Source organism: Burkholderia sp. MSMB1072 (assembly GCF_001524725.1).
Classification (GTDB): domain Bacteria; phylum Pseudomonadota; class Gammaproteobacteria; order Burkholderiales; family Burkholderiaceae; genus Burkholderia.
Window position 1 is genome coordinate 16,071 of the sequence record NZ_LOYC01000050.1, and the last position, 25,066, is coordinate 41,136.

Annotated in this window: 21 protein-coding genes; 10 read left to right on the top strand and 11 right to left on the bottom strand. The window is 68.5% G+C overall.

Annotation, left to right across the window (positions count from 1 at the left end):
• Positions 1 to 15: 15 nt before the first annotated feature.
• Together WS89_RS24220 and WS89_RS24225 are read left to right on the top strand one after the other, a co-directional pair.
• A complete protein-coding gene (locus WS89_RS24220; protein WP_059504460.1) occupies positions 16 to 1,215 on the top strand; it encodes an acetyl-CoA C-acyltransferase in 1,200 nt (399 codons plus the stop codon).
• A 91-nt stretch (positions 1,216 to 1,306) separates the two neighbouring features.
• The gene (locus WS89_RS24225) at positions 1,307 to 2,074 is read left to right on the top strand and encodes an enoyl-CoA hydratase (RefSeq protein ID WP_059793986.1); all 768 of its coding nucleotides are present in this window, start codon (positions 1,307 to 1,309) and stop codon (positions 2,072 to 2,074) included.
• A gap of 52 nt (positions 2,075 to 2,126) precedes the next feature.
• On the opposite strand, the gene fdhD is transcribed toward WS89_RS24225, so the two are convergent.
• Positions 2,127 to 2,951 carry a formate dehydrogenase accessory sulfurtransferase FdhD gene (gene fdhD / locus WS89_RS24230; protein ID WP_059504603.1) on the bottom strand — a complete coding sequence of 275 codons (825 nt, stop codon included), beginning with the start codon at positions 2,949 to 2,951 and terminating at the stop codon, positions 2,127 to 2,129.
• 120 nt (positions 2,952 to 3,071) lie between these two features.
• On the opposite strand from fdhD, the gene WS89_RS24235 reads away from it, so the two are divergent.
• Positions 3,072 to 3,554, top strand: a complete 483-nt coding sequence (locus WS89_RS24235; protein ID WP_059504464.1) for a nitrate reductase associated protein — start codon at positions 3,072 to 3,074, stop codon at positions 3,552 to 3,554.
• A 35-nt stretch (positions 3,555 to 3,589) separates the two neighbouring features.
• Here the strand turns inward: WS89_RS24235 and WS89_RS24240 are convergent, their stop codons facing one another.
• Positions 3,590 to 3,985 carry an acyl-CoA thioesterase gene (locus tag WS89_RS24240; RefSeq protein ID WP_006485741.1) on the bottom strand — a complete coding sequence of 132 codons (396 nt, stop codon included), beginning with the start codon at positions 3,983 to 3,985 and terminating at the stop codon, positions 3,590 to 3,592.
• A gap of 174 nt (positions 3,986 to 4,159) precedes the next feature.
• Here WS89_RS24240 and WS89_RS24245 point away from each other — a divergent pair, with 174 nt between their 5' ends.
• Entirely contained in the window at positions 4,160 to 6,031 is a 1,872-nt protein-coding gene (locus tag WS89_RS24245; RefSeq protein ID WP_059793988.1) for an ABCB family ABC transporter ATP-binding protein/permease, read from the top strand.
• A gap of 249 nt (positions 6,032 to 6,280) precedes the next feature.
• Here WS89_RS24245 and murU read toward each other — a convergent pair whose 3' ends face one another.
• Positions 6,281 to 7,003: an N-acetylmuramate alpha-1-phosphate uridylyltransferase MurU gene (gene murU, locus WS89_RS24250; RefSeq protein WP_059793990.1), complete on the bottom strand. Its 723-nt coding sequence runs from the start codon at positions 7,001 to 7,003 to the stop codon at positions 6,281 to 6,283.
• A 22-nt stretch (positions 7,004 to 7,025) separates the two neighbouring features.
• Positions 7,026 to 8,075: an aminoglycoside phosphotransferase family protein gene (locus WS89_RS24255; RefSeq protein ID WP_059793992.1), complete on the bottom strand. Its 1,050-nt coding sequence runs from the start codon at positions 8,073 to 8,075 to the stop codon at positions 7,026 to 7,028.
• A 221-nt stretch (positions 8,076 to 8,296) separates the two neighbouring features.
• Here WS89_RS24255 and WS89_RS24260 point away from each other — a divergent pair, with 221 nt between their 5' ends.
• The 4 genes from WS89_RS24260 to rsmA are packed head-to-tail and all read left to right on the top strand — an operon-like array spanning position 8,297 to position 13,943.
• Positions 8,297 to 10,657 carry an LPS-assembly protein LptD gene (locus tag WS89_RS24260; protein WP_059793994.1) on the top strand — a complete coding sequence of 787 codons (2,361 nt, stop codon included), beginning with the start codon at positions 8,297 to 8,299 and terminating at the stop codon, positions 10,655 to 10,657.
• A 51-nt stretch (positions 10,658 to 10,708) separates the two neighbouring features.
• Complete coding sequence (locus tag WS89_RS24265; RefSeq protein ID WP_059793996.1) at positions 10,709 to 12,067, top strand: peptidylprolyl isomerase; 1,359 nt, start codon at positions 10,709 to 10,711, stop codon at positions 12,065 to 12,067.
• Positions 12,068 to 12,078: 11 nt separating this feature from the next.
• A complete protein-coding gene (gene pdxA, locus WS89_RS24270) occupies positions 12,079 to 13,068 on the top strand; it encodes a 4-hydroxythreonine-4-phosphate dehydrogenase PdxA (protein WP_059793998.1) in 990 nt (329 codons plus the stop codon).
• 47 nt (positions 13,069 to 13,115) lie between these two features.
• The gene (rsmA, locus tag WS89_RS24275) at positions 13,116 to 13,943 is read left to right on the top strand and encodes a 16S rRNA (adenine(1518)-N(6)/adenine(1519)-N(6))-dimethyltransferase RsmA (RefSeq protein ID WP_059794000.1); all 828 of its coding nucleotides are present in this window, start codon (positions 13,116 to 13,118) and stop codon (positions 13,941 to 13,943) included.
• Between the two features lie 85 nt (positions 13,944 to 14,028).
• Here the strand turns inward: rsmA and WS89_RS24280 are convergent, their stop codons facing one another.
• A complete protein-coding gene (locus WS89_RS24280; RefSeq protein WP_059794002.1) occupies positions 14,029 to 14,964 on the bottom strand; it encodes a DMT family transporter in 936 nt (311 codons plus the stop codon).
• Between the two features lie 417 nt (positions 14,965 to 15,381).
• On the opposite strand from WS89_RS24280, the gene gloA reads away from it, so the two are divergent.
• Positions 15,382 to 15,765 (top strand): lactoylglutathione lyase, encoded by a 384-nt coding sequence (gene gloA / locus WS89_RS24285; RefSeq protein WP_006477863.1) that lies wholly within the window; start codon positions 15,382 to 15,384, stop codon positions 15,763 to 15,765.
• Positions 15,766 to 15,873: 108 nt separating this feature from the next.
• Here gloA and WS89_RS24290 read toward each other — a convergent pair whose 3' ends face one another.
• Genes WS89_RS24290 through glyQ form a run of 5 tightly spaced genes read right to left on the bottom strand, consistent with a single transcriptional unit; the run spans position 15,874 to position 21,315 of the window.
• A complete protein-coding gene (locus WS89_RS24290; protein WP_059504481.1) occupies positions 15,874 to 16,761 on the bottom strand; it encodes a M48 family metallopeptidase in 888 nt (295 codons plus the stop codon).
• Positions 16,762 to 16,806: 45 nt separating this feature from the next.
• The gene (locus tag WS89_RS24295) at positions 16,807 to 17,571 is read right to left on the bottom strand and encodes a lysophospholipid acyltransferase family protein (protein ID WP_059794004.1); all 765 of its coding nucleotides are present in this window, start codon (positions 17,569 to 17,571) and stop codon (positions 16,807 to 16,809) included.
• A gap of 43 nt (positions 17,572 to 17,614) precedes the next feature.
• On the bottom strand, positions 17,615 to 18,178 hold the full coding sequence (gene gmhB, locus WS89_RS24300; protein WP_059504485.1) for a D-glycero-beta-D-manno-heptose 1,7-bisphosphate 7-phosphatase: 564 nt from the start codon (positions 18,176 to 18,178) through the stop codon (positions 17,615 to 17,617).
• A 10-nt stretch (positions 18,179 to 18,188) separates the two neighbouring features.
• Positions 18,189 to 20,288 carry a glycine--tRNA ligase subunit beta gene (gene glyS, locus WS89_RS24305; RefSeq protein WP_059794006.1) on the bottom strand — a complete coding sequence of 700 codons (2,100 nt, stop codon included), beginning with the start codon at positions 20,286 to 20,288 and terminating at the stop codon, positions 18,189 to 18,191.
• Between the two features lie 22 nt (positions 20,289 to 20,310).
• On the bottom strand, positions 20,311 to 21,315 hold the full coding sequence (glyQ, locus tag WS89_RS24310; RefSeq protein ID WP_006477868.1) for a glycine--tRNA ligase subunit alpha: 1,005 nt from the start codon (positions 21,313 to 21,315) through the stop codon (positions 20,311 to 20,313).
• 284 nt (positions 21,316 to 21,599) lie between these two features.
• On the opposite strand from glyQ, the gene WS89_RS24315 reads away from it, so the two are divergent.
• The gene (locus tag WS89_RS24315; RefSeq protein WP_059794091.1) at positions 21,600 to 23,273 is read left to right on the top strand and encodes a tetratricopeptide repeat protein; all 1,674 of its coding nucleotides are present in this window, start codon (positions 21,600 to 21,602) and stop codon (positions 23,271 to 23,273) included.
• 54 nt (positions 23,274 to 23,327) lie between these two features.
• Here WS89_RS24315 and lnt read toward each other — a convergent pair whose 3' ends face one another.
• Positions 23,328 to 25,028 (bottom strand): apolipoprotein N-acyltransferase, encoded by a 1,701-nt coding sequence (gene lnt, locus WS89_RS24320; RefSeq protein WP_059794008.1) that lies wholly within the window; start codon positions 25,026 to 25,028, stop codon positions 23,328 to 23,330.
• Positions 25,029 to 25,066: the final 38 nt, after the last annotated feature.

A 25,066-nucleotide genomic window follows, 5' to 3' on the forward strand; every position in this document is an offset into this window, starting at 1 on the left:
GACAAGGAGTCTGAAATGAGCAAACAATTGCAAGACGCATACATCGTCGCCGCCAGCCGCACGCCGATCGGCAAGGCCCCGCGCGGTGTCTTCAAGAACACGCGGCCGGACGAGCTGCTGGTTCACGCGATCAAGTCGGCGGTCGCGCAGGTGCCCGGTCTCGACACGAAGGTGATCGAGGACGCGATCATCGGCTGCGCGATTCCCGAAGCCGAACAAGGGCTGAACGTCGCGCGGATGGGCGCGCTGCTCGCAGGCCTGCCGCAGACGGTCGGCGGCGTGACGGTCAACCGCTTCTGCGCGTCGGGCATCACCGCGCTCGCGATGGCGGCCGACCGGATCCGCGTCGGCGAATCGGACGCGCTGCTCGCGGGCGGCTGCGAGTCGATGAGCATGGTGCCGATGATGGGCAACAAGCCGTCGATGTCGCCGCACATCTTCGATCGCAACGAAGATTTCGGCATCGCATACGGGATGGGCCTGACGGCCGAGCGCGTCGCCGAGCAGTGGAAGGTGAGCCGCGAGGACCAGGACGCGTTTTCGGTCGAGTCGCACCGCAAGGCGCTCGCCGCGCAGCAGGCCGGCGAGTTCGGCGACGAAATCGCTGCGTACACGATCACCGAGCGCTTCCCGAATCTCGCGACCGGCGAAATCGACGTGAAGACGCGCGAGATCAAGCTCGACGAAGGCCCGCGCGCGGATACGTCGCTCGAAGGCCTCGCGAAGCTGCGCACGGTGTTCGCGAACAAGGGCTCGGTCACGGCCGGCAACAGCTCGCAGACGTCGGACGGCGCGGGCGCGCTGCTCGTCGTGTCGGAGAAGGTGCTCAAGGAATTCAACCTGACGCCGCTCGCGCGCTTCGTGAGCTTCGCGGTGCGCGGCGTGCCGCCGGAAATCATGGGCATCGGCCCGAAGGAAGCGATTCCGGCCGCGCTGAAGGCCGCCGGCCTGAAGCAGGACGACCTCGACTGGATCGAGCTGAACGAGGCGTTCGCCGCGCAGTCGCTGGCGGTGATGCGCGATCTCGGCCTCGATCCGTCGAAGGTCAACCCGATGGGCGGCGCGATCGCGCTGGGCCACCCGCTCGGCGCGACCGGCGCGATCCGCGCGGCGACCGTCGTGCACGGCCTGCGCCGCCGCAACCTGAAATACGGGATGGTCACGATGTGCGTCGGCACCGGCATGGGCGCGGCGGGCATCATCGAACGCCTGTAAGCGGGACGCGACGAAGAGCGACGACGGTGCGCGGGCGACGAGCTCGCGCACCGTTTTTCATTCCGGTAGAGGACAGTTCAAGGAGACGGTTGTGGCCGACATTCAAGTGGAACGGGCCGACGGCGTGATGACGATCACGATCGCGCGCCCGGCGAAGAAGAATGCGCTGACGGCGGCGATGTACCAGACGATGGCCGATGCGCTCGCCGACGCGCAGGAAGACAAGGCGGTCCGCGCGATCCTGCTGCGCGGTAGCGAGGGCAATTTCAGCTCGGGGAACGATCTCGAAGATTTCATGAAGTCGCCGCCGAAGGACGACACCGCATCGGTCTTCCAGTTTCTGGCGCGGATCAGCGGCGCGAGCAAGCCGATCGTGGCGGCCGTGCCGGGCATCGCGGTCGGGGTCGGCGTGACGATGCTGCTGCACTGCGATCTGGTCTACGCAGCCGACACCGCGACGTTCTCGCTGCCGTTCGTGCAGCTCGGGCTGTGCCCGGAAGCGGCCTCGAGCGCCCTGCTGCCGCGCCTGGCCGGCCATCAGGTCGCCGCCGAGAAGCTGTTGCTCGGCGAGGCGTTCGACGCGCTGGAAGCGCACCGGATCGGCATCGTCAATCGCGTGCTGCCGGCGGCCGAACTCGACGCATTCGCGGCGAAGCAGGCGGCGAAGCTGGCGGCGTTGCCGGCGGCTTCACTGCGTGTGACGAAGGCGCTGTTGAAGGATACGGGCGGCGTGGCGACGCCCGCGCGGATGGCCGAGGAAGCGCGCCACTTCGGCGCGATGCTGCGCGCGCCGGAGGCGCGCGAGGCGATGACGGCGTTCTTCGAGAAACGCAAGCCGGATTTCCGTCAGTTCGACTGAACGGAGCAGGCCGCGCCGGCGGTGGCTCGCCGCTGCGCGGCCGCGATCGCGATCAGGCCGTGCCGTAGTCGACGTACCCCGTTTCGCGGCAGAAGCTGACGAGCCGCAAGCCGGCCGCCTTCGCGATCTCGATCGCGAGCGACGACGGCGCGGAGATGGTCGCGACCAGCGGGATGCCGACCCGCGCGGCCTTGCGTACGAGCTCGTAGCTCGCGCGGCTCGACAGGAACACGAAGCCGTCGGTGGGATCGGCACGCGACAGCACGAGCGAGCCGATCAGCTTGTCGAGCGCATTGTGGCGGCCGACGTCCTCGAATGCCGTCCGGATCGCGCCTGTTGCGTCGCACCATGCGGCCGCATGCAGGCCGCCGGTCAGTTTCGTGAGCGCCTGGTGTGCCGGCAGCGCATGCGCTGCACGCGCCAGCGCGTCGGGCGCAAGACGCGCGAGAAAGCCGGTATCGGGCACGCGTTCGGGCGCAAGGTCGAGCAGGTCGATGCTTTCTATTCCGCAGACGCCGCAGCCCGTGCGCCCCGCGAGCGCGCGGCGCCGGTCCTTCAGCGCGGCGAACGCCTGCTGGACGACTTCCAGGTGGACTTCCGCATGCGGCAGCGGCGCGTCGGCGTGCAGGATCACCTCGATGTCCTTGATGTCGCTGCCGCGCGCGACGATCCCTTCCGAGATCGCGAAGCCGACCGCGAACGCTTCGAGATCGCATGGCGTACACATCATCACCGCGTGCGAGATGCCGTTGAAGACGAGGGCGACCGGCCATTCCTGGCCGACGAAGTCGTGCGCGGTCTCGACCGCGCCGCCGCGCGTGCGGCTCACGGGCAGCTCGATCGCGCCGCGCGGTTCGTCTGATTGGGTCGGATTCACGAGCACTCCCGTTGATTCGAAGCACGGTCGGCGACGATCGTGCCGCCGCCCGCGCGCAGAGGTTCTAAAATACCCCAGGCAAGCCGGCCGCGCCGGCATCCGCCACGTCAGGTAACGACCATGGGACTCAGCGACGCTCCGTTGCTCTTCAACTTCGAACACGATTCGTCGGAAAACTTCACGTACATCCCGATGATCGTGCGTTTCAATCTCGACCGCTTCGGGCTGCGGATATCGCTCGAGCAGTGGCAACTGCTGCCGCTCGAGGACCGCAAGCTGCTCGCGCGCTTTCCGGCCGACGACGACACCGCGATCGAGCCCAACTTCGATCACGCGCTGTTCGAAATGCTGCGCACGCACGCCGATCTGGAGCCGTCATGGTTCCAGCCGGACGAGCAGCCGGCCTGGCGCGCCGTCGACGCGGTGCCGGAGTCGCTCGTGCAGCAAAGCGCGCTGGCCGGGCTGCCGGCGCCCGCGCTCGCGCAGTGGCAGCGGCTCGCGCCGTTCCAGCGCTACGTGCTGGTCAAGCTGTCGCGCAAGCCGGCGCTGAATCACGATTTCGTGCCCGCGATGCGCGAGTTCGGGCTGACGGCCGCGCACTGACGGCCGCCCGCCGCGCTGCGGTGCGCCGCCTGCCGTCAGAGCGGCGGCAGTTGCCGCGGCTTGCGGTCGGGCCCGGTCGCGACGTACGTGAGCGTCGCTTCGGTGACCTTCACGACTTCGCCCATCAGGCGCATGCGCTGCGCATACACCTCGACGTCGACCGTGATCGACGTGTTGCCGGTGCGCATGATGGTCGCGTAGAAGCTCAGCAGATCGCCGACGAACACCGGTTGCTTGAACACGAACGAGTTGACCGCGACCGTCGCGACGCGGCCGTTCGCGCGCTGGCTCGCGGGGATCGAACCGGCGATGTCGACCTGCGACATGATCCAGCCGCCGAACACGTCGCCGTGAACGTTCGCGTCGTGCGGTTGCGGGACGACGCGCAGCGCGGGCTGCTTCTGCGGGAGTTCGAGGGTCGAATCGGTCATGGCGGGGCTTTCATCCTGTAATAAATGGGCCGCCGCGCGCAGCGTGGCCGGCGAGGGCGCTGGCAGCGGCGCGAAGCGGCTTCTGCGACAATACAACGTTCGCAAATTGTACGAGAAAGCGCGCGAGCCGGCCGCCGATATGCGCGTCCCGTACCGCCGCACAACCCTTCCCCCATGCGCCGATTTCCCGCTTCCGGCGAGCCCGCGCCGGCTTCGACCGGGCCTCGCAACGACTGGCAGACCATCCGGTCGCTGCTGCCGTACCTGGTCACCTACAAATGGCGCGTCGCGCTCGCGCTCGGCTGCCTGATCGGTGCGAAGGTCGCGAACCTCGGCGTGCCGGTCGTGATGAAGCGCATCGTCGATCATCTGTCCGCCGTGCAGCAGCTCACCGCGCTCGGGCGTGCCGAGCAGTCGGCCGGCATCGTGCTCGCGGGCGGCGTCGGGCTGCTGGTCGTCGCGTATGCGCTCGTGCGGCTGTCGACGTCGCTCTTTACCGAGCTGCGCGAAATCCTGTTCTCGAAGGTCACCGAGAGCGCGGTGCGTCAGCTCGCGCTGCAGGTGTTCCGGCATCTGCACGGGCTGTCGCTGCGGTTTCACCTCGAACGCCAGACGGGCGGCATGTCGCGCGACATCGAGCGCGGCACGCGCGGCATCCAGCAGCTGATTTCGTATTCGCTGTACAGCATCCTGCCGACGCTCGTCGAGGTCGGGCTCGTGCTCGGCTTCTTCGTGGTCAAGTACGAGGCCTACTACGCGTACGTGACGTTCGCGGCGCTCATCACGTACATCGTGTTCACCGTGAAGGTCACCAACTGGCGCACGCATTTCCGCCGCACGATGAACGAACTCGATTCGCGCGCGAACTCGCGGGCGATCGACTCGCTGATCAACTACGAGACGGTGAAGTACTTCGGCAACGAGGAGTGGGAGGCGCAACGCTACGACGAGAACCTGAAGCGCTACCGCAAGGCCGCGATCCGCTCGCAGAACTCGCTGTCGGTGCTGAACTTCGGCCAGCAGGCGATCATCGGCACCGGGCTCGTGTTCATCCTGTGGCGCGCGACGCAGGGCGTGCTCGCGGGCAAGCTGACGCTCGGCGATCTCGTGCTGATCAACACGTTCATGCTGCAGCTGTACATTCCGCTGAACTTCCTCGGCGTCGTCTATCGCGAGCTGAAGCAGAGCCTGACCGACATGGACCGGATGTTCGGGCTGCTGACGGCGCCGAAGGAAGTGGCCGACCGGCCCGATGCGCCGCCGCTCGCGGTGGCCGGCGCGCAGGTGCGCTTCGAGCACGTGAACTTCGCGTACGAGCCGTCGCGGCAGATCCTGCACGACGTGACGTTTACGATCGAGGCCGGCACGACGACCGCGGTGGTCGGCCACAGCGGTTCGGGGAAATCGACGTTGTCGCGGCTGCTGTTCCGCTTCTACGATCTCGACCGGCAGGCGGGCGGCGCGATCCGGATCGACGGCCAGGACATCCGCGACGTCACGCAGGAATCGCTGCGCGCATCGATCGGGATCGTGCCGCAGGACACCGTGCTGTTCAACGACTCGATCTACTACAACATCGCGTACGGCCGGCCGACCGCGAGCCGCGACGAAGTGATCGCGGCCGCGCGCGCCGCGCACATCCACGACTTCATCGAGAGCTTGCCGAAGGGCTATGACACGCCGGTCGGCGAGCGCGGGCTGAAGCTGTCGGGCGGCGAAAAGCAGCGCGTCGCGATCGCGCGGACGCTGCTGAAGGATCCGCCGGTGCTGCTGTTCGACGAAGCGACGTCGGCGCTCGATTCGCGCTCGGAACGCGCGATCCAGCACGAACTCGACCAGATCGCGCGGCATCGCACGACGCTCGTGATCGCGCACCGGCTGTCGACGGTCGTGCACGCGCAGCAAATTCTCGTGATGGACCACGGGCGGATCGTCGAGCGCGGCACGCACGACGAACTCGTGCGCGCCGACGGGCTGTATGCGCAGATGTGGGCGTTGCAGCAGCAACGCGCGGCGGCCGGCGGGGAAGAGGCCGAGGCCGCGTGAGCGCGGGTGTCGCGACGCGGCGTGCGGCGGGAGCGGGCGGTGTGCAGGCTGTCGGCAGCGTGGTGTCGTCACCGCCGGGTGAGCCGGCGGGGCGTTCCCGACATTCGATCCCGGACCGGTTCGCGGCCGGTCGACCGGGCGCCACATCGGCCCGTCACTCCATCGGCTCGTCACCTCATCGAGCCGTCACCGTCACCCCATCGGCCGCCGCGCCGGCGAACCGGTAGTCGGCAGGCGGCCGCGAAACGATCAGCCCGCGGCGGTGCGCAGCCGCGCGTCGAGTTCGCCGAGCTGCGCGGGCGTGCCGACGTTCTCCCAGATCCCTTCGTACAGTTCGCCGCTCGCGCGGCCGGCTTCGATCGCCGCGCGATAGTACGGCGTCAGCGCGCGCCGCGTGCCGGGCGCGAGGTCGCGGAACATCCGCGTGTCGTACAGGCCGATGTTGCCGAACGTGAAGCGCGCGGCGCCGTCGAGCGCGAGACGGCCATCGTCGCCGAGCGCGAAGTCGCCGGCCGGATGGAATGGCGGGTTCGGCACCATCACGAGGTGCATCGCCGGCGTGTCGAGCGCGGCCATCCGGGCGGCGCGCGGCGCGAGCGTCCGGTAGTCGAACGCGCAGTACACGTCGCCGCTGACGGCCGCGAACACGGCCGGCTGCCCGTCGCGCTCGAGCAGCGGCAGCGCCTGCGCGATGCCGCCGGCGGTTTCCAGCGCGTCGCCCTCGGCCGAATACGCGAGCCGCACGCCCCAGCGCGAACCGTTGCCGAGCGCGGCCTCGATCTGCTCGCCGAGCCATGCGTGGTTGATCACGATGGTCTCGATGCCCGCACGCGCGAGCGCCTCGATCTGCCATACGATCAGCGGCTTGCCGCCGGCTTCGAGCAGCGGCTTCGGGCAGGTGTCGGTGAGCGGGCGCATCCGCTCGCCGCGTCCGGCGGCGAAGATCATCGCCGTGGTCAGGGTAGTGCTCATGTTCGACGGGGTGTGAGGACGGTCAGAACGTATAGCCGACGTCGGCCGGCGCGTTGCCCTCGAGCTCGTCGAGCAGCTTCGCGAACGGCACGAGCGGGCGGTAGCGTAGCGCGACCTTGCGCGCGTACGCGAGGAAGCGCGGCAGGTCGGCGAGGTAATGCGGCTTGCCGTCGCGGTAGTTGATGCGCGCGAACAGGCCGAGGATCTTGATATGGCGCTGCAGCCCCATCCATTCGAGCTGGCGGTAGAACTCGCCGAAGTCGGGATCGACCGGCAGGCCGGCCTTTTTCGCCTTTTCCCAGTAGTACGCGAAGCAATCGAGCTCGAACTCCTCGTCCCAGCTGATGAATGCGTCGCGCAGCAGCGACACGACGTCGTACGTCAGCGGCCCGTACACGGCGTCCTGGAAGTCGAGCACGCCCGGGTTCGGCTCGCACACCATCAGGTTGCGCGGCATGAAGTCGCGCAGCATGAAGCCTTGCGGCTGCGCATGCGCGCTCGCGACCAGCAGCGCGAACGTGCGGTCGAGCGTGCCGCGCATCGCGTCGGTGACGGGTTTGCCGAGGTGGCGGCCGATGAACCATTCGGGCAGCAGCTCCATTTCGCGGCGCAGGAACGCTTCGTCGAACGGCGGCAGCACGTCGGGCTTCGACGTGAGCTGGAAGCGGATCAGCGCATCGAGCGCGGCGCGCATCAGTGTTCGCGCGGCGGCCGGATCGGCCGGATCGAGCACCGAGATGTACGACGTGCGGCCGAGGTCGGTCACGAGCATGAAGCCCGCGTCGAAATCGTGGGCCAGCACGTCCGGCACGTGGTCGCCGGCCGCGGCGAGCAACTGCGCGACCTGGACGAACTCGCGGCACTTCTCGGGCGGCGGCGCATCGACCGCGATCAGCGTGCCGCCGGCGCTGGTGGCCGATGCGACGCGGAAATAGCGGCGGAAACTGGCGTCCGACGACGCGGGCGCGAGGGTCGACAGATCGAGCGCGTAGCGCTCGGCGAGCGGGCGCAGCCACGCGGTGAGCGCTTCGAGGCGGGCGTCGGGCTGGGATGCGGCGGATGGGGGCGTCATGAAACTCGGCGGAGGGGGGAACGTCTTGCCATATAATACCCCACGACTTTTTTGACGCGCCCCGCGTCAGCTTCCGCCGTGCAGGCTCGCCGCCTGTCGCGCCGTCCGCCCGATCGCCACCCCGGTTTGCGAAGAGCCGCAGTCGCGGCTCGACGGCGCGGGCTGCCGCGCGACGGCGCCGTGCAGGCGCGGTTGACAAGGGGCGATTCGCCAAACGATAGATGCCGCCCAAACCGCTATTCCCGAATGTTTTCCCCGGTGACGGGGCGCCGCGCAAACGGCGGCTCGCGCTCGCGCTCCTGGCCGTGCCCGGCCTCGTGCCGGCCGTGTCGTACGCGCAGCTGACGGGTGCGGCTGCGCAGCCGCAGCCGCTCGACTCGCCGTGGGATCTGCGTCTCGCGCCCCAGCTCGAGGATCATCCGCTGAAGGACGGCGCGAAGCCGGCCGCTTTCGTGATCGCCGACCATACGAGCGGCACCGCCGAGCAGGACCTCGCCGCGAAGGGTTCGGCCGAGCTGCGGCGCGGCGACGCCGTCGTGAAGGCCGACGCGATCCACTACGATCAGGATACCGACATGGCCGATGCGTACGGCCAGGTCAAGGTGATCAACGGCGGCACGTCGTTCGCGGGCCCCGAGGCGCACCTGAAGATCGAGGCGAACCAGGGCTTCATGACCGCGCCGAAGTATCACTTCAACGTGACGGGCGGGTCGGGCAGCGCGGAGCGCGTCGACATGGTCGACAACGAGCGCTCGGTGTTCGTCAACGGCACGTATACGGCGTGCCAGTGCTCGACGAACCCGGCGTGGTACATCAAGGGCAGCCGCTTCGATTTCGATACGGGCGCCGACGAGGGCACCGCGCGCAACGGCGTGCTGTTCTTCCAGGGCGTGCCGATCTTCGCGAGCCCGTGGATGACGTTCCCGCTGTCGGGCGAGCGGCGCAGCGGCCTGCTGCCGCCGACGTTCTCGATGAACTCGAGCAACGGCTTCGAGCTGACGCTGCCGTACTACTTCAACATCGCGCCGAACCGCGATCTCACGCTCACGCCGCGCATCATCTCGCGGCGCGGCGTGATGACCGAAGCGACGTTCCGCTACCTGTCGCCGTCGTATTCGGGTACGTTTACGGCCAATTACCTGCCGGACGACCGGCTCGCGCACCGCAACCGCTACGCGATCTACTGGCAGCACCAGCAGAACTTCGGCGGCGGCTTCGGCGGCTACGTCTACTTCAACAAGGTCTCGGACAACACGTATCCCGAAGACCTCGGGTCGTCGAACCAGTTCATCAACGGCACGCAGACGCTGTACCAGCAGGAAGCCGGCCTCACGTACAACAACGGCCCGTGGTCGGTGCTCGCGCGCTACCAGCACTGGCAGACGCTGCCGCCGTCGATCGCGCCGTACAGCCGCGAGCCGCAGTTGAACGTGAAGTACACGAAGTACAACGTCGGCGGCTTCGACTTCGGCGCGGAAGCCGACTACTCGCGGTTCCGCATCACGACCGCCGATGCGACCCAGGGCGACCGGATCGTCTTCAACCCGTACATCTCGTACGGCGTGTACGGCCCCGGCTACTTCGTCGTGCCGAAGGTCCAGTACCACTTCGCTTCGTACGACCTGAACTACCTGTCGTCGACCACGCCGAACAACCCGAAGCGCTTCACCGAGTCGATCCCGACCGTGAGCTTCGATTCGGGGTTGATCTTCGATCGTTCGGTGCGCCTGTTCGGCCAGGACTTCATTCAAACCCTCGAGCCGCGCCTGTACTACGTGTACACGCCGTATCGCGATCAGTCGAACGCGCCGCTGTTCGACACCGCGGAATCGGACTTCGGCCTCGCGGAGATCTACCAGCCGAACACGTTCGTCGGCAACGACCGGATCGCCGATGCGAACCGGATCACGGCCGGCCTCACGTCGCGCTTCATCGATCCGCGCACCGGCGACGAGCGCGCGCGCTTCGTGATCGCGCAGCAGTACTACTTCGCCGATCAGCGCGTCACGCTGAACCCCGGGCAGAGCGCCGTGCTGGCGCGCCACTCGGACCTGATCGTCGGCGCCGCGCTGAAGCTCGGCTCGGGCTTCATGTCGGAAACGGCGTTCCAGTACAACCAGAACAACAACCAGCTCGTGAAGTCGAGCGTCGGTTTCGGCTACAGCCCGGGCGAGCGCCGCGTGATCAACGTCGGCTACCGCTATACGCGCGCGAACACCACGCTCGACAATCAGCCGATCAACCAGTTCCTGGTGTCCGCGCAATGGCCGCTCACGCGCCGCCTGTATGCGATCGGCCGTTTCAACTACGACCTCGCCGGAGATCGCGTGGTCGACGGTCTGGTCGGCTTACAATACGACGCGGATTGCTGGGCGCTCGGGGTCGGGGTGCAGCGGGCCGCGAACGGCATCAATTCGTCGGGACAGCAGAACTCGTCGACGCGATTCATGATGCAGCTGACGCTCAAGGGCTTGTCGACCATCGACAACGGCCTCGTGTCCGCATTCCGCGCCGGGGTGCCGGGCTACACGCCGTTGCCGCCGCCGCCGCCGCCGATGTCCCGCTTCAGCAACTACGAGTAACGCCGGCATGTCTGCACCGGTCAGCACGATTTCAATGGAGTTTCAGTGGCAATGAAGAAAACCCTTCGTTTCGCGGCAGTCGTGTCCAGCCTCGCCGCGTCCGCCGCGCTGCTCGTCGCCGCGCCGGCCGCGGCGCAGGCGCTCGGTTCGCAAGGTGCGCAGCTCGCCGACGAAGTCGTCGCCGTCGTCAACAACGACGTGATCACGGGCCGCGAACTCGACCAGCGCGTGGGCCTGATCGCCCGCCGGCTGCAGCAGCAGAACGCGCCGGTGCCGCCGGCCGACCAGTTGCGCGCGCAGGTGCTGAACCAGATGGTGCTCGAACGTATCCAGGTGCAGAAGGCCAAGGACGACGGAATCCGCATCGACGACGCGACCGTGCAGTCCACGCTGCAGCGGCTCGCGCAGGCGAACGGGATGACGCTCGACCAGTACCGCGCGCGTCTCGAGGCGCAGGGCGTGCCCTGGAGCATCTTCACGAGCGACGCACGCACCGAGCTGATGCTGTCGAAGCTGCGCGAGCGCGAGGTCGACGGCAAGATCACGGTGTCGGACGCCGAGGTCGCGAACTACATCGCGAGCCAGCGCGGGCCGAACGCGTCGCAGCAGCAGGACCTGCGTTTCCAGCACATCTTCATCAAGGCGCCCACCAACGCGCCGCAGGCCGACATCGAAGCCGCGCAGAAGAAGGCCGAAGCGCTGCTGCAGCAGGCGAAGTCGGGCGCCGATTTCGAGCGGCTCGCGAAGAACAACTCCGAAGCGAACGACGCGAAGAAGGGCGGCGATCTCGGCTTCAAGTCGCCGAGCGCGCTGCCGGCCGACGTCGTCGACGCCGCGTCGAAGCTGCGCCCCGGCCAGGTCAATCCGACGCTGATCCGCGTGCCGGACGGCTTCGAGATCGTGCGCCTGGTCGATCGCCGCCAGAGCCAGGGCGCGAGCGCCGCCGCGCCGAAGATCGTGCAGACCCACGTGCGCCACATCCTGCTGCGTGTCGGCGAAGGCAAGTCGGAAGGCCAGGCGCGTCAGCAACTGATCGACATCCGCAACCAGGTCGAGGCCGGCGGCGATTTCGCGAAGTTCGCGCGCACCTACTCGCAGGACGGTTCCGCATCGCAGGGCGGCGATCTCGGCTGGATCAGCCCGGGCGAGACCGTGCCGGAATTCGAGCGCGCGATGAACAACCTGCAGGACGGCCAGATCAGCCAGCCGATTCGTACCGAGTACGGCTACCACCTGATCCAGGTGCTGAACCGCCGCGAGGCCGAAGGGTCGGTGCAGCAGCAGATGGACATCGCCCGTCAGGCGATCGGCCAGCGCAAGGCGGAACAGGCATATGCCGACTGGCTGCGCGAGCTGCGCGATTCGTCGTACGTGCAGTACAAGATCGGCGGCGTCGGCCCGGCGAACTGAGCGAGCATCGGATGACCACGCCCGCGCTGCAGATCGCGATCACGACCGGCGAACCCGCGGGGGTCGGCCCGGAACTGACCGTGCAGGCGTTGCGTGACGCCGCGCAGCGCTGGCCCGACGCGCATTTCACCGTGCTCGGCGATGCAGCGCTGCTCGACGTGCGGGCCGCGGCGGTCGGCGCCGACCGGGCCGCGTGGGCCGGCGGCACGCAGGTGTCGGTCGCGCATCATGCGCTGGCGGTGCCGGCGCAGGCGGGCAAGCTGGACGCGGCGAACGGCCGCTACGTGCTCGGGCTGCTCGACGCGGCGATCGACGGCGCGCTGGCGGGCCGGTACGACGCGATCGTCACCGCGCCGCTGCAGAAGAGCACGATCAACGACGCGGGCGTGCCCTTCACCGGCCATACCGAATACCTGGCCGAGCGCACGCATACGCCGCGCGTCGTGATGATGCTGGCGGGCACCGGCGACCGGCCGTTGCGCGTCGCGCTCGCGACCACGCACCTGCCGCTGAAGGACGTATCGGCCGCGCTGACCATCGACGGGCTCGTCGAGACGCTCGCGATCATCGATCGCGACCTGCGGCGCGACTTCGGTCTCGCCGCGCCGCGCATCCTCGTGACGGGCCTGAACCCGCATGCGGGCGAGAACGGTTATCTCGGCCGCGAGGAGATCGACGTGATCTCGCCGGCGCTGGCCCGCGCGAACGCGCAACGCATCGACGCGCGCGGCCCGTATCCGGCCGACACGCTGTTCCAGCCGCGCCATCTGGCCGATGCCGACTGCGTGCTCGCGATGTTCCATGACCAGGGCCTGCCCGTGCTGAAGTACGCGACGTTCGGCGAGGGCATCAACGTGACGCTCGGGCTGCCGATCATCCGCACGTCGGTCGATCACGGCACCGCGCTCGATCTGGCCGGCACGGGCCGCGCGGATCCGGGCAGCATGATCGCCGCGCTCGATACGGCCGTCACGATGGCGCGGCATCGTCGCGCAGCCTGACGCTGCCGGCTTACCCCATTCGTCGTATTTTTCGTTTTACTCAGTCGATGTCGAACAGCAGACAGCACCAAGGCCATTTCGCGCGCAAGCGCTTCGGGCAGAACTTCCTCGTCGATCACGGCGTGATCGACTCGATCGTCGCGACGATCGGCCCCGCGCGCGGCCAGCGGATGGTCGAGATCGGCCCCGGGCTCGGCGCGCTGACCGAGCCGCTGATCGAGCGCCTCGCGACGCCCGAGTCGCCGCTGCACGCGGTGGAGCTCGATCGCGACCTGATCGGGCGCCTGCAGCAGCGCTTCGGCGCGTTGCTGGAGCTGCACGCGGGCGACGCGCTCGCATTCGACTTCCGTTCGCTCGCCGCGCCCGGCGACAAGCCGTCGCTGCGGATCGTCGGCAACCTGCCGTACAACATCTCCAGCCCGCTGCTGTTTCACCTGATGACGTTCGCCGATGCGGTCATCGACCAGCATTTCATGCTGCAGAACGAAGTCGTCGAGCGGATGGTCGCGGAGCCGGGCACGAAGGCGTTCTCGCGGTTGTCGGTGATGCTGCAGTACCGCTACGTGATGGAAAAGATGCTCGACGTGCCGCCGGAATCGTTCCAGCCGCCGCCGAAGGTCGATTCGGCGATCGTCCGGATGATTCCGTACGAGCCGCACGAACTGCCGGACGTCGATCCGGTGCTGCTCGGCGAAATCGTCACGGCTGCGTTCTCGCAGCGCCGCAAGATGCTGCGCAATACGCTCGGCGATTACCGCGAGACCGTCGATTTCGATGCGCTCGGCTTCGATCTCGCGCGCCGTGCGGAGGACGTGAGCGTGGCCGAATACGTCGGCGTCGCACAGGCGCTCGCGGCGCGGCGCAAGGCCGGATGACGCGCGTGGCGCAAGCCTGTCGGCTGTATCGAAGAGGCTGCCTGACCGGCAGCTTTTTTATTGCCCGCGCGTCTTGCGCCGGTCGTCACGACCGCCGGCGCGGCGGCGCGTTGACGAGCGCGATGCCGGTCAGCACGAGCGCGGCCGCGGACATGAAGCGCCAGCCGACCGTTTCGCCGAGCAGCAGCACGCCGAACGCGACGCCGAACAGCGGCGACAGGAACGTGAAGACGGACAGCCGGGACGCGCTGTAGCGCGTCAGCAGCCAGAACCACGACAGGTAGCTGACGAACGCGACGATCACCGACTGGTACGCGAGGCTCGCGATCGCGAGCGGCGTGACCTGCGCGAACGACATCTGCCCGAGCAGCGCGGCGAGCGCGACCAGGACGACCGCCGATACCGCGAGCTGGTAGAACAGCGTCTTGCTCGCGCTCACCCGCGCGAGCGTCGTCGAACGTACGACGACCGTCGTCGCGGCCCACATCGCGCCGCCGAGAATCCCGAGCGCGTCGCCGGCGAGCCCGGCCAGCACGGACGCGCCGGGCGCGCGTGGCTTCAGGAAGCCGTCGGCGAACGCGAGCGCGATGCCGGCGAATGCGAGGCCGACGCCGGCCCATTGCGTGCGCTGCAGTCGCTCGCCCGGTGCGAACAGGTGCAGGCCGAGCGCGGTGAAACACGGTGCCGTGTACAGGAAGATCGCCATGTGCGACGCGCTCGTCAGCGTCAGCCCGAAGAACACGCAGACGAATTCGCCGGCGAACAGCGCGCCGGCCGCGAGCCCCGCGCCGAACGTGCCGTCCGCCTGAAACAGCGGCGTGCCGCGCGTGCGGGCCCAGCCCCATAGCAGCAGCGCGGCGATCACCGAACGCAGCCCGGCCTGGAACATCGGCGCGATCGCGGCGTTCGTGCTCTTGATCGCGACCTGCTGGAAGCCCCAGATCGCGCACAGCAGCAGCATCAGGCCGACGGCGCGCGTATCGAGTGTGCGGCGCACGGGGGCGGCGGCGAGCGCGGTCATCGGCGCACCTCGCGGATGCGGTACGGCGACGGCGCGTTCAGGTGGGCGGCGCGCCCGGCGCGCTCGAATCGATGGTTTCGCACGGCAGTGGGGCGTACGGAAGAGTGGGTGGTCGCGGTCGGGCGGCAGGATGCATGCCCGATTTTGGTGCGAAGTGGAAGGATGTTACCCGATCGGCGCGGTGGCCGGGGGAGGCGGATCGTGCCGTTTTCCGCCGCCGCGCTCGTGCTCGCGACAGGCAACCGATGCACCGCATCGGGCCGCGCCCCGACCCGGTGCATCTGGCCAGGCGCTCCCGGCTAGGTGCCCTCGGCCAGGCGCCCCCAACTAGGCATCCCCAACTAGGCGTCCCCGGCGAAATTCACCCGACTCCGGTAGAATTTCCGGCTCTGGAAAGTCCCCACAGGAGTACAACACATGCGTTTGCTGCATACGATGCTGCGAGTCGGCGATCTCGACCGCTCGATCAAGTTCTACACCGAATTGCTCGGCATGAAGCTGCTGCGTCGCGAGGATTATCCGGAAGGCAAGTTCACGCTCGCGTTCGTCGGCTACGAAGACGAGAGCACGGGCACCGTGATCGAGCTGACCCACAACTGGGAGACGCCGTCCTACGATCTGGGCAACGGCTTCGGCCATCTGGCGGTGGCGGTCGACGATGCGTACGCGGCCTGCGAGAAGATCAAGGCGCAAGGCGGCAAGGTCACGCGCGAGGCGGGCCCGATGAAGCACGGCACGACCGTGATCGCGTTCGTCGAGGATCCGGACGGCTACAAGATCGAGTTCATCCAGAAGAAGTAAGCGCGCGATGAACCGGGCTGCGGCATGCGATGCCCGCCGCAGCAACGAAACAGGGCGGTGCGGGGTAACCCGTACCGCCCTGTTTCGTTGGCGGCGAAGCCGCGCGCGTCAAAGCGACGGCAGCAGCTCGGGCGGGTGATGCTTGAGCGTGTGCCGCGCTTCGCGGAACTCGGGGAAGATCGATTCGACGGTCTGCCAGAAGGCCGGGCTGTGGTTCATCTCGCGCAGGTGCGACAGCTCGTGCGCGACGACGTAGTCGATGATCGACATCGGAAAATGGATCAGCCGCCAGTTCAGGCGGATCTTGCCGTCGCTCGAGCAACTGCCCCAACGCGTCGCGGCCGACGACAGCGCGTACATCGAATACGTGACGCCGAGCCTTTCCGCGTAGACCGCGAGGCGCTCACCGAAGATGCGTTTCGCTTCGCCTTGCAGCCAGCCCTGCACGCGATCCTTGATCTGCTGCATGTCGGCCTGCACGGGCAGCGGCAGCGACAGCCGCAGCGCATCGGCATCGAAGCCGACGGCGCCCGCGCCGAGCGCGATCGTCACCGTCTTGCCGAGATACGGCAGTTGCGCGCCGTCGCGCCAGTCGATCTGCGGCAGCGCGCGCTGCTCGGTGCGCGTCTTCCACTCCGCGAGCTTCGCGAAGATCCAGCGTTGTTTCTCGGCGATCGCCGCTTCGATGTCGGCGAGCGTGACCCAGCGCGGCGCGGTGATCGACAGCCCGCTGCCGTCGATCGTGAAGCCGATCGTGCGGCGCGCCGAGCGCTTCAGCCGGTATTCGAGCACACGGCTGTCGAGCGCCAACGTGCGCACGCGTGAACGATCGGGCGCCGGGCCCGGATCGAGCGGCGCGGCCGGGGCGGCTTCGGGCGGTGCCGGCGGCGCGGCAGGCGCCGACGGGGCCGCGGCCGGCCCGTCGAAGAGCGGCAGATCCATCTGGCGATGATCGAGGGCCACGACGGCAGGCCGTGGCCGCGGACGCTGTTTCATCAGTTCGCTTCTTTTTGTCGTACGCAACGGCTGCAATCCGGGGCTTCAGGCGCGCGCGGCATCGCGGGTGCCGGCGTTGCCCGCCTGACGATACGCATCGGGATCGATGCGGCGCATTTCCGCTTCGATCCATGCTTCGACCTGCGAGTTCAATGCATCGGGCGTCAGCCCTTCGCTCGCGATCGGCTTGCCGATCGACACGGTGACGACGCCCGGGAATTTCGTGAACGAGTTGCGCGGCCACACACGACCTGCATTGTGCGCGATCGGCACGACCGGTGTGCCGGTTTCGATCGCGAAACGCGCGCCGCCCGTCTTGTACTTGCCCTGCTTGCCGACCGGCGTGCGCGTGCCTTCGGGGAACATGATCATCCATGCGCCTTCCGACAGGCGCTTCTTGCCCTGGCGGATCACCGACGCGAACGCGTTCTTGCCTTCCTTGCGGTTGATGTTGACCATGTGCAGCATCCCGAGCGCCCAGCCGAAGAACGGCACGTACAGCAGCTCGCGCTTGAACACGTAGCAGAGCGGCTTGGGCATCAGCGCCGGAAACGCGAGCGTTTCCCACGCGGACTGATGCTTCGACAACAGCACGGCCGGGCCGTCGGGCAGGTTCTCCATCCCTTCGATCCGGTAGCGGATGCCGTTCAGCCAGCGCACGACCCACAGCGTCGACTTGCACCAGCCGGCTGCCATCCAGTAGCGCGCGTCGGGGCGCATGAACGGAAACGCGATGAAGCACGCGGTGGCGTACGGCACCGTGTACAGGATGAAGTAGATCAGCAGCAGCAGGGAGCGGACGAAGCGCATCGGTGTGAGTCTGGCGTTGGGGAGGATGCGCGCGGCAGCCGCATCACTCGTATTCGTGTGAAAGAAAATCGAGCGCGAATGCGCGCAGGTCGTCGTGGACTTTCGTGCCGTCCGGCAGATTGCCGGCGGCGAGCGTCTTCTTGCCCTTGCCGGTCAGCACGAGGTGCGGCTGGAAGCCGACCGCGACGCCGGCCTGCAGGTCGCGCAGCGAATCGCCGACGACCGGCGTGTTGGCGGGATCGATCTCGAAGCGCTCGGCGATCATCTGCATCATGCCGGGTTTCGGCTTGCGGCAGTCGCAGCGATCCTCGGCCGTGTGCGGGCAGAAGAACACCGCGTCGATGCGCGCGCCGACCGCGGCGGCCGCGCGATGCATTTTCAGGTGCATCTCGTTGAGCGCGGCCATGTCGAACAGCCCTCGACCGATGCCGGACTGGTTGGTCGCGACGACCACGCGGTAGCCCGCGTGGTTGAGCCGCGCAATCGCCTCGAAGCTGCCGGGCAGCGCGATCCATTCGTCGGGCGTCTTGATGAACGCGTCCGAATCGACGTTGATCACGCCGTCCCGGTCGAGGACGACGAGCTTTCGGTTGGGGCTGATCGGCATCGTTCGGCCCTTATGCGGCGAGCTTCGAGATGTCGGCGACGCAGTTCATCTGCTGGTGCAGCGCGGACAGCAGCGCGAGACGGTTCGCGCGCAGTGCCGGATCTTCCGCGTTGACCATCACGTCGTTGAAGAACGTGTCGACCGGCGCACGCAGCGCGGCGAGCGCCGAGAGCGCGCCCGTGTACGCACGCGCCTCGAGCTGCGACTGCACGCGCGGCGTGACGGCCGCGAGCTGTTCGTGCAGCGCCTTCTCGGCGGCCTCGACGAGCAGGGTCGACTGCACCGCGCCGTTCGCGACGCCTTCCGACTTCTTCAGAATGTTCGAGATTCGCTTGTTCGCGGCCGCGAGCGCTTCGGCTTCCGCGAGGCGCGTGAATTCACGCACCGCGTCGAGGCGCGCGACGAGATCGTCGATGCGCGTCGGGTTCAGGCTCAGCACCGCGTCGATTTCGCCAGCCGAATAGCCGCGCTCGCGCAGCAGGCCGCGCAGGCGATCCATGAAGAACGCGAAGATCGCGTCGGTCGATTCGGCGACGCCCGGCACGCCGTCAAAGCGTGCGTGGGCCGTGCGCAGCAGCGCCACGAGATCGAGCGGCAACTGCTTTTCGAGCAGCAGGCGCAGCACGCCGAGCGCGTGGCGGCGCAGCGCGAACGGATCCTTTTCGCCGGTCGGCGCGAGGCCGATGCCCCAGATGCCGACGATCGTCTCGAGCTTGTCGGCGAGCGCGACGGCGGTCGACACGGGTGTGGTCGGCAGCGCATCGCCGGAGAAGCGCGGCTGGTAGTGCTCGGCGCAGGCGAGCGCGACGTCGTCGGCTTCGCCGTCGTGGCGCGCGTAGTACGTGCCCATCGTGCCCTGCAGTTCCGGGAACTCGCCGACCATGTCGGTCAGCAGGTCGGCCTTCGCGAGACGTGCGGCGCGCTTCGCGTGCGCGGTGTCCGCGCCGATCGCCGGGGCGATCTCGCCGGCCAGCGCCTCGAGGCGCTCGACGCGTGCGAGCGCCGAACCGAGCTTGTTGTGATAGACGACGTTCGCGAGTTGCGGCACGCGTTCGGCGAGCGGCTTCTTCTTGTCCTGTTCGAAGAAGAACTTCGCATCGGCGAGGCGCGGGCGCACGACGCGCTCGTTGCCTTCGATGATCTCGCCCGGCGTCTTCGTCTCGATGTTCGACACGATCAGGAAGCGCGAGCGCAGCTTGCCGGCGACGTCGGTCAGCGCGAAATACTTCTGGTTCGTCTGCATCGTGAGGATCAGGCATTCCTGCGGCACCTGCAGGAATTCGTCCTCGAAACGGCACGGGTAGACCACCGGCCATTCGACCAGCGACGTTACTTCGTCGAGCAGCGATTCGGGCATCACGACCGTGTCGCCGTTCGCATGTTCGTTCAGCTGCGTGCGGATCGTTTCGCGGCGATCGGCGAAGTGCGCGATCACGCGGCCCTTGTCGCGCAGCGTGTCGGCGTACGCGCGCGCATGCTGGATCGCGACGAGACCGTCGGACAGGAAGCGGTGGCCGAGCGTGGTGTCGCCGGCGTCGACGCCGAACGCGGTGACGGGCACGACGCGGTCGTCGTGCAGCACCGTCAGGCGATGCACCGGGCGCACGAACTTCACGTCCGAGCCGTCCGGGCGCTGGTACGTCATGAATTTCGGGATCGGCAGCTTCGCGAGCGCTTCGTCGAGCGCGGCCTGCAGGCCGTCGGCGAGCGTGACGCCGGCCGCCGAATAGTTGATGAAGAACGCTTCGGCCTTGCCGTCCTGCGCGCGCTCGAGATCGGCGATCGACAGGTTCGGGTGGCCGAGCGCCGCGAGCTTCTTCGCGAGCGGGGCCGTCGGCTTGCCTTCGGCGTCGAGCGCGACCGACACGGGCAAAACCTTTTCGCGGACCTGCCGGTCGGGCGCGACGGCGCGCACGTTCTGCACGACGACCGCGAGGCGGCGCGGCGTGGCGTAGCGTTCGAACACGAGTTCGCCTTCGACGAGGTCGCGCGCCGCGAGGCGTTGCGCGAGACCTTCGGCGAATGCGTCGCCGAGGCGCGCGAGGGCCTTCGGCGGCAGCTCTTCGGTCAGCAGTTCGACGAGCAGGGGGGCGGGATGATTATGCGTCATGGTTGGAATGAATCTCGTCTCGTCAGTCCTGATCGATCTTGCGTTCGACCTTGAGCGGCGGCGCCCATGCCGGCTGCGCGGCGTCCTGGGCGTCGGTGGTGAGGCCCGGCACGCCCGGCGGGTTGCCGAGCATCGGAAAGCCGAGCTTCTCGCGCGAGTCGTAGTAAGCCTGCGCGACGAGACGCGACAGCGCGCGGATGCGGCCGATGTACGCCGCCCGCTCGGTGACCGAGATCGCGCCGCGCGCGTCGAGCAGGTTGAACGTGTGGCCGGCCTTCAGCACGAGCTCGTACGCGGGCAGCGCGAGCTGCGCGTCGATCATCTTCTTCGCTTCGGCTTCGTAGCTGTTGAAGAACGTGAACAGCAGGTCGACGTTCGCGTGCTCGAAGTTGTAGGTCGACTGCTCGACCTCGTTCTGGTGGTACACGTCGCCGTACGACAGGCGGCGCAGCTCGGGGCCGTTCGGGCCTTGCTCCTCCCACTCGGTCCACACGAGGTCGTACACGTTCTCGACCTTCTGCAGGTACATCGCGAGGCGCTCGAGGCCGTACGTGATCTCGCCCAGCACCGGCTTGCATTCGAGGCCGCCGACTTCCTGGAAATACGTGAACTGCGTGACTTCCATCCCGTTCAGCCACACTTCCCAGCCGAGCCCCCACGCGCCGAGCGTCGGGTTCTCCCAGTCGTCCTCGACGAAGCGCACGTCGTTCTGCTTCAGGTCGAAGCCGAGCGCTTCGAGCGAGCCGAGGTACAGGTCGAGGATGTTTTCGGGCGCCGGCTTGAGCACGACCTGGTACTGGTAGTAGTGCTGCAGGCGGTTCGGGTTTTCGCCGTAGCGGCCGTCCTTCGGGCGGCGCGACGGCTGCACGTACGCGGCGCGCCACGGCTCGGGGCCGACCGCGCGCAGGAACGTGTGGACGTGCGACGTGCCCGCGCCGACTTCCATGTCGATGGGCTGGAGCAGGGCGCAACCCTGCTTGTCCCAGTAGGACTGCAGCGTCAGGATGATTTGCTGAAACGTAAGCATGAAGAGCCTTCGTGGCGCTGGCGCTCCGTTGCGGACGGCGCTCCGGGCGGGCCCGGAGGGTCGGCTCGCGCGGCGGCGCGGCTTGTTAGTGTGCTGAAACGCGTAATTTTACCGGATCGGCGACCGGATGCGGCCGGAAGGCGGATGCGGGCGTTGCCGCACCGGTCCGGCGGCCCGCGCACACGGGCGCCGGCGCCCATGCCGCGGCGCTTCGCGCGGGCGTTATGATGCGCGTATTGCGGTGCGCGCTGCGCGCCGCGTCACCGCTTGCCGATGCCGATTGCATGGACGAACCGACCGACATTCTGATTCCCCTGCTTCCGCCGTTCCTCGCCCTGCTCGGGCACGCCGCCGACGCTCAGGCGCGCGGCGAGCGCTCCGCGCACGATCTTTGGCTCGCCGCCGCCGCCCATCTGCACGCGGTCGATACGGCGGCGATCGCGCAGCTCACGGCCACGCTCGTCGCGCGGCAGCGCACGGGCGATGCGGTTGCGCTCGCCGAATGCGCGGCGCGTGCGCAGCCGGGTGTTGACGCGTACTTCAATCACGGCTACGCGCTGCAGATGGCCGGCCGTCACGCGGATGCGGTCGCGCCGTACCGCGCGGCGCTGGCGCTCGATGCCGGTTGGCCGTCGCTGCGCAACAACCTCGCGATCGCGCTGCGCTTGTCGGGCGGCGACCGCGCGGAAGAGATCGCGCTGCTCGACGCGGCCGTGAAGCATGATCCGCACGACGTGCAGGCGTGGATCAATCTCGTCGTCGCGCGGATCGCGACGCACGATCTGGACGGTGCGCTCGCGTGCGCCGAGCGGCTCGCCGAGCTCGCGCCCGACAACGCGCTCGCGATGAACAACGTCGCGATGGCGATGAAGGAGGCGCAGCGCTGGGACGATGCCGAGCGCCATGCGGCGCGGGCGTGCGAACTGGCGCCCGACGATGCGTCGTTCCGCTTCAATCTCGCGATCATCCAGCTCGTGCGCGGCAACCACGCAGCCGGCTGGCGCGGCCACGAGGCACGCTGGGACGGCGCGGGCGAGTTGCGCGGCCGCCGGCCGGCGCTGCCGGGCCCGCGCTGGCAGGGCGAGCCGCTCGCCAGCAAGACGCTGCTGGTGTGGGGCGAGCAGGGGCTCGGCGACGTGCTGCAGTTCTGCCGCTTCGTCGCGCCGCTCGCCGAACGCGTGCATCGCGAGGGCGGCCGGCTCGCGTGGAATACGTTTCCGGCGCTCGGCACGCTGATGCAGCGCAGCCTCGGCGCGCACGCGGACACATTCGGCGCGGGCGGCGGCGTCGACGCGCTGCCGGCATTCGATTACGAAGTACCGCTGATCGGCCTGCCGCTGATGCTCGGCATGGAGGCATCGACGCTCGCCGCGTCGGTGCCGTACCTGCGGGCCGAGCCGGGCGCATGCGACGCATGGCGCGCGCGGCTCGCGGGCGACGGCCGGCCGAAGGTGGGGCTCGTGTGGACGGGCAGCGCGGGCCATCAGCGCAATCCGTTCCGGCGCGTCGGGCTCGAGCGCTATGCCGACGCGTTTCGCGGCATCGACGGCGTCGCGTTCTATTCGCTGCAGCCGGGCGCGGACGCGGATGTCGCCGACGCGCGCGCGGCGGGTTTCGCGATCGAAGACTATACGGCCGAATTGAAGAGCTTCGACGATACGGCGGCGTTCATCGGCGCGCTGGATCTCGTGATCACCGTGTGCACGTCGGTCGCGCACCTGGCCGGCGCGCTCGGCGCGCGTACCTGGGTGCTGCTCGACGTGAATCCGCACTGGCCATGGCTGCTCGATCGCCGGGACAGCCCGTGGTATCCGACCGCGACGTTGTACCGGCAGCCGACGTTCGGCGCGTGGGCGCCGGTGATGGAGGAAGTGAGCCGCGACCTGCGGCGCGTCGCCGCGCAGTGGGAACCATCGGATCGATCGGACCGATCGGACCAATCGGCCCGGCAGGCCTGAACCGCCGGCCCGCCCGCGGTCACGGGCCGCCGCGCTCGACGGCGGCCCGTTGCGTCATTGCGCTTCGTCGTCGCCGTGGCGTCGGCCGTTGCGCCGGCGCAAGCCCGGCCCGAACGTGAAGCCGAACGCGAGCAGCACGAACGACACCGCGAGTACGATGTTGTTGCCGCTCGTCACGTACGGCGTGAAGCCGCTGGTGCCTTCGATCCGCACGTCGAGCGAGCCGATCGTGAACGGCTTCAACTGGCCGAGCACGCGGCCGTGCGCATCGATCGCGGCCGTCATCCCCGTGTTGGTCGAGCGCAGCATCGGCCGGCCCGTTTCGAGCGAGCGCATCCGCGCGATCTGTAGATGCTGGTCGAGCGCGATCGTGTCGCCGAACCACGCGAGATTCGTCACGTTGACGAGCACGCCGGGCGGCTGCGGATTGTCGCGGATCGTCGCGGCGATTTCCTCGCCGAACAAATCCTCGTAGCAGATGTCGGCCATCACCGGCTGGTTGTGCACGAGGAACGGCTTCTGCACGGGCGCGCCGCGCGCGAAGTCGCCGAGCGGCATCTTCATCAGGTTGACGAACCACCGGAAGCCCCACGGAATGAATTCGCCGAAGGGCACGAGGTGATGCTTGTCGTAGTGATAGATGTCGCGCGAGTTCGGCGTCACGCCGTACAGGCTGTTCGTGTAATCGACGTACCGGCCGTCCTCGGTCACCGACGCGCCGACCGCGCCGAACAGCACGGCCGAACCGGTCGTGTCGCTGAACTTGCGGATCGCGACGGCGAACGGTTCGGGCAGTTCCTGGATCATCACCGCGATCGCGGTCTCGGGCGTGACGATCAGGTCGGCCGGCTTCTCGACGATCATCTGCTGGTACATCTTGATCGCCGCGTCGATGCCTTCCTGCTCGAACTTGATGTCCTGCTTCACGTTGCCCTGCAGCAGCCGCACGGTGAGCGGCGCGTTCGCGGGCACGGTCCACGTGACCTGCGACAGCGCGAGGCCGGCCGCGACGAGCGCGGCGGCGATGCCGGCCGGCGCGGCGATGCGTACGCGCGCGTTGCCGCTCGATGCGCCGGCGCCGCCGACCCGCAGCGGCGACGGGCGCGCGGCGGCGAGCGCCTGCACGACCAGTGCGGCGAACAGCGCGAGCACCCACGCGATCCCGTACACGCCGACCACCGGCGCAAAGCCTGCGAACGGGCCGTCGACCTGCGGGTAGCCGCTGCCGAGCCAGGGAAAGCCGGTGAACACGGTGCCGCGCAGCCATTCGCCGAGCGCCCACGCGCTCGCGAACGCGAATGCGCCGTGCCAGGTCGGCGAGAACGGCCGCGGGTCGGGCTCGCGGCGATGCCACGCATGGCCCGCGCAGAACGACCACAGCCCGGCCGCGAACGCCGGGTACAGCGACAGATACAGCGAGAACAGCACGAGCGCGCCGCCCGCGAGCGGCGCGGCCATCTCGCCATACACGTGCATGCTGATGTAGAGCCACCAGACGCCGCTGATGAAGTTGCCGAAGCCGAACGCGCCGCCGGTGAGCGCGGCGCCGCGCCAGCTCGACGTGCGCGTCAGCTGCGCGAAAAACCAGACGAATACGACGAGCTGCAGCCAGCCGCCATGCGGCGTGGGTGCGAAGGCGAGCGTATTGGCCGCGCCGGCGAGCAGCGCGGCCGGATAGTGCCAGCGCGGCAGCGCGCGGCCGGGCGCCGGCGCGAGAAGGCCGCCAGCCGGGCGGGACGGGATCGGATCGTCCATGTGAAGCGGAAGAGGGCGAGCGGTTGAAGGAAGCGCGG

Coding starts and splice junctions, on each gene's coding strand:
- WS89_RS24295 (WP_059794004.1), bottom strand. CDS start 17,571: ATGCGCTTCGTCCGCTCCCTGCTGCTGCTGATCTACTTCATCCTGTAC.
- lnt (WP_059794008.1), bottom strand. CDS start 25,028: ATGGACGATCCGATCCCGTCCCGCCCGGCTGGCGGCCTTCTCGCGCCG.
- WS89_RS24245 (WP_059793988.1), top strand. CDS start 4,160: ATGCGCCGATTTCCCGCTTCCGGCGAGCCCGCGCCGGCTTCGACCGGG.
- pdxA (WP_059793998.1), top strand. CDS start 12,079: ATGACCACGCCCGCGCTGCAGATCGCGATCACGACCGGCGAACCCGCG.
- WS89_RS24235 (WP_059504464.1), top strand. CDS start 3,072: ATGGGACTCAGCGACGCTCCGTTGCTCTTCAACTTCGAACACGATTCG.
- WS89_RS24265 (WP_059793996.1), top strand. CDS start 10,709: ATGAAGAAAACCCTTCGTTTCGCGGCAGTCGTGTCCAGCCTCGCCGCG.
- WS89_RS24220 (WP_059504460.1), top strand. CDS start 16: ATGAGCAAACAATTGCAAGACGCATACATCGTCGCCGCCAGCCGCACG.
- WS89_RS24260 (WP_059793994.1), top strand. CDS start 8,297: ATGCCGCCCAAACCGCTATTCCCGAATGTTTTCCCCGGTGACGGGGCG.
- WS89_RS24280 (WP_059794002.1), bottom strand. CDS start 14,964: ATGACCGCGCTCGCCGCCGCCCCCGTGCGCCGCACACTCGATACGCGC.
- gloA (WP_006477863.1), top strand. CDS start 15,382: ATGCGTTTGCTGCATACGATGCTGCGAGTCGGCGATCTCGACCGCTCG.
- WS89_RS24240 (WP_006485741.1), bottom strand. CDS start 3,985: ATGACCGATTCGACCCTCGAACTCCCGCAGAAGCAGCCCGCGCTGCGC.
- murU (WP_059793990.1), bottom strand. CDS start 7,003: ATGAGCACTACCCTGACCACGGCGATGATCTTCGCCGCCGGACGCGGC.
- WS89_RS24255 (WP_059793992.1), bottom strand. CDS start 8,075: ATGACGCCCCCATCCGCCGCATCCCAGCCCGACGCCCGCCTCGAAGCG.
- WS89_RS24315 (WP_059794091.1), top strand. CDS start 21,600: ATGGACGAACCGACCGACATTCTGATTCCCCTGCTTCCGCCGTTCCTC.
- WS89_RS24290 (WP_059504481.1), bottom strand. CDS start 16,761: ATGAAACAGCGTCCGCGGCCACGGCCTGCCGTCGTGGCCCTCGATCAT.
- gmhB (WP_059504485.1), bottom strand. CDS start 18,178: ATGCCGATCAGCCCCAACCGAAAGCTCGTCGTCCTCGACCGGGACGGC.
- glyQ (WP_006477868.1), bottom strand. CDS start 21,315: ATGCTTACGTTTCAGCAAATCATCCTGACGCTGCAGTCCTACTGGGAC.
- glyS (WP_059794006.1), bottom strand. CDS start 20,288: ATGACGCATAATCATCCCGCCCCCCTGCTCGTCGAACTGCTGACCGAA.
- rsmA (WP_059794000.1), top strand. CDS start 13,116: ATGTCGAACAGCAGACAGCACCAAGGCCATTTCGCGCGCAAGCGCTTC.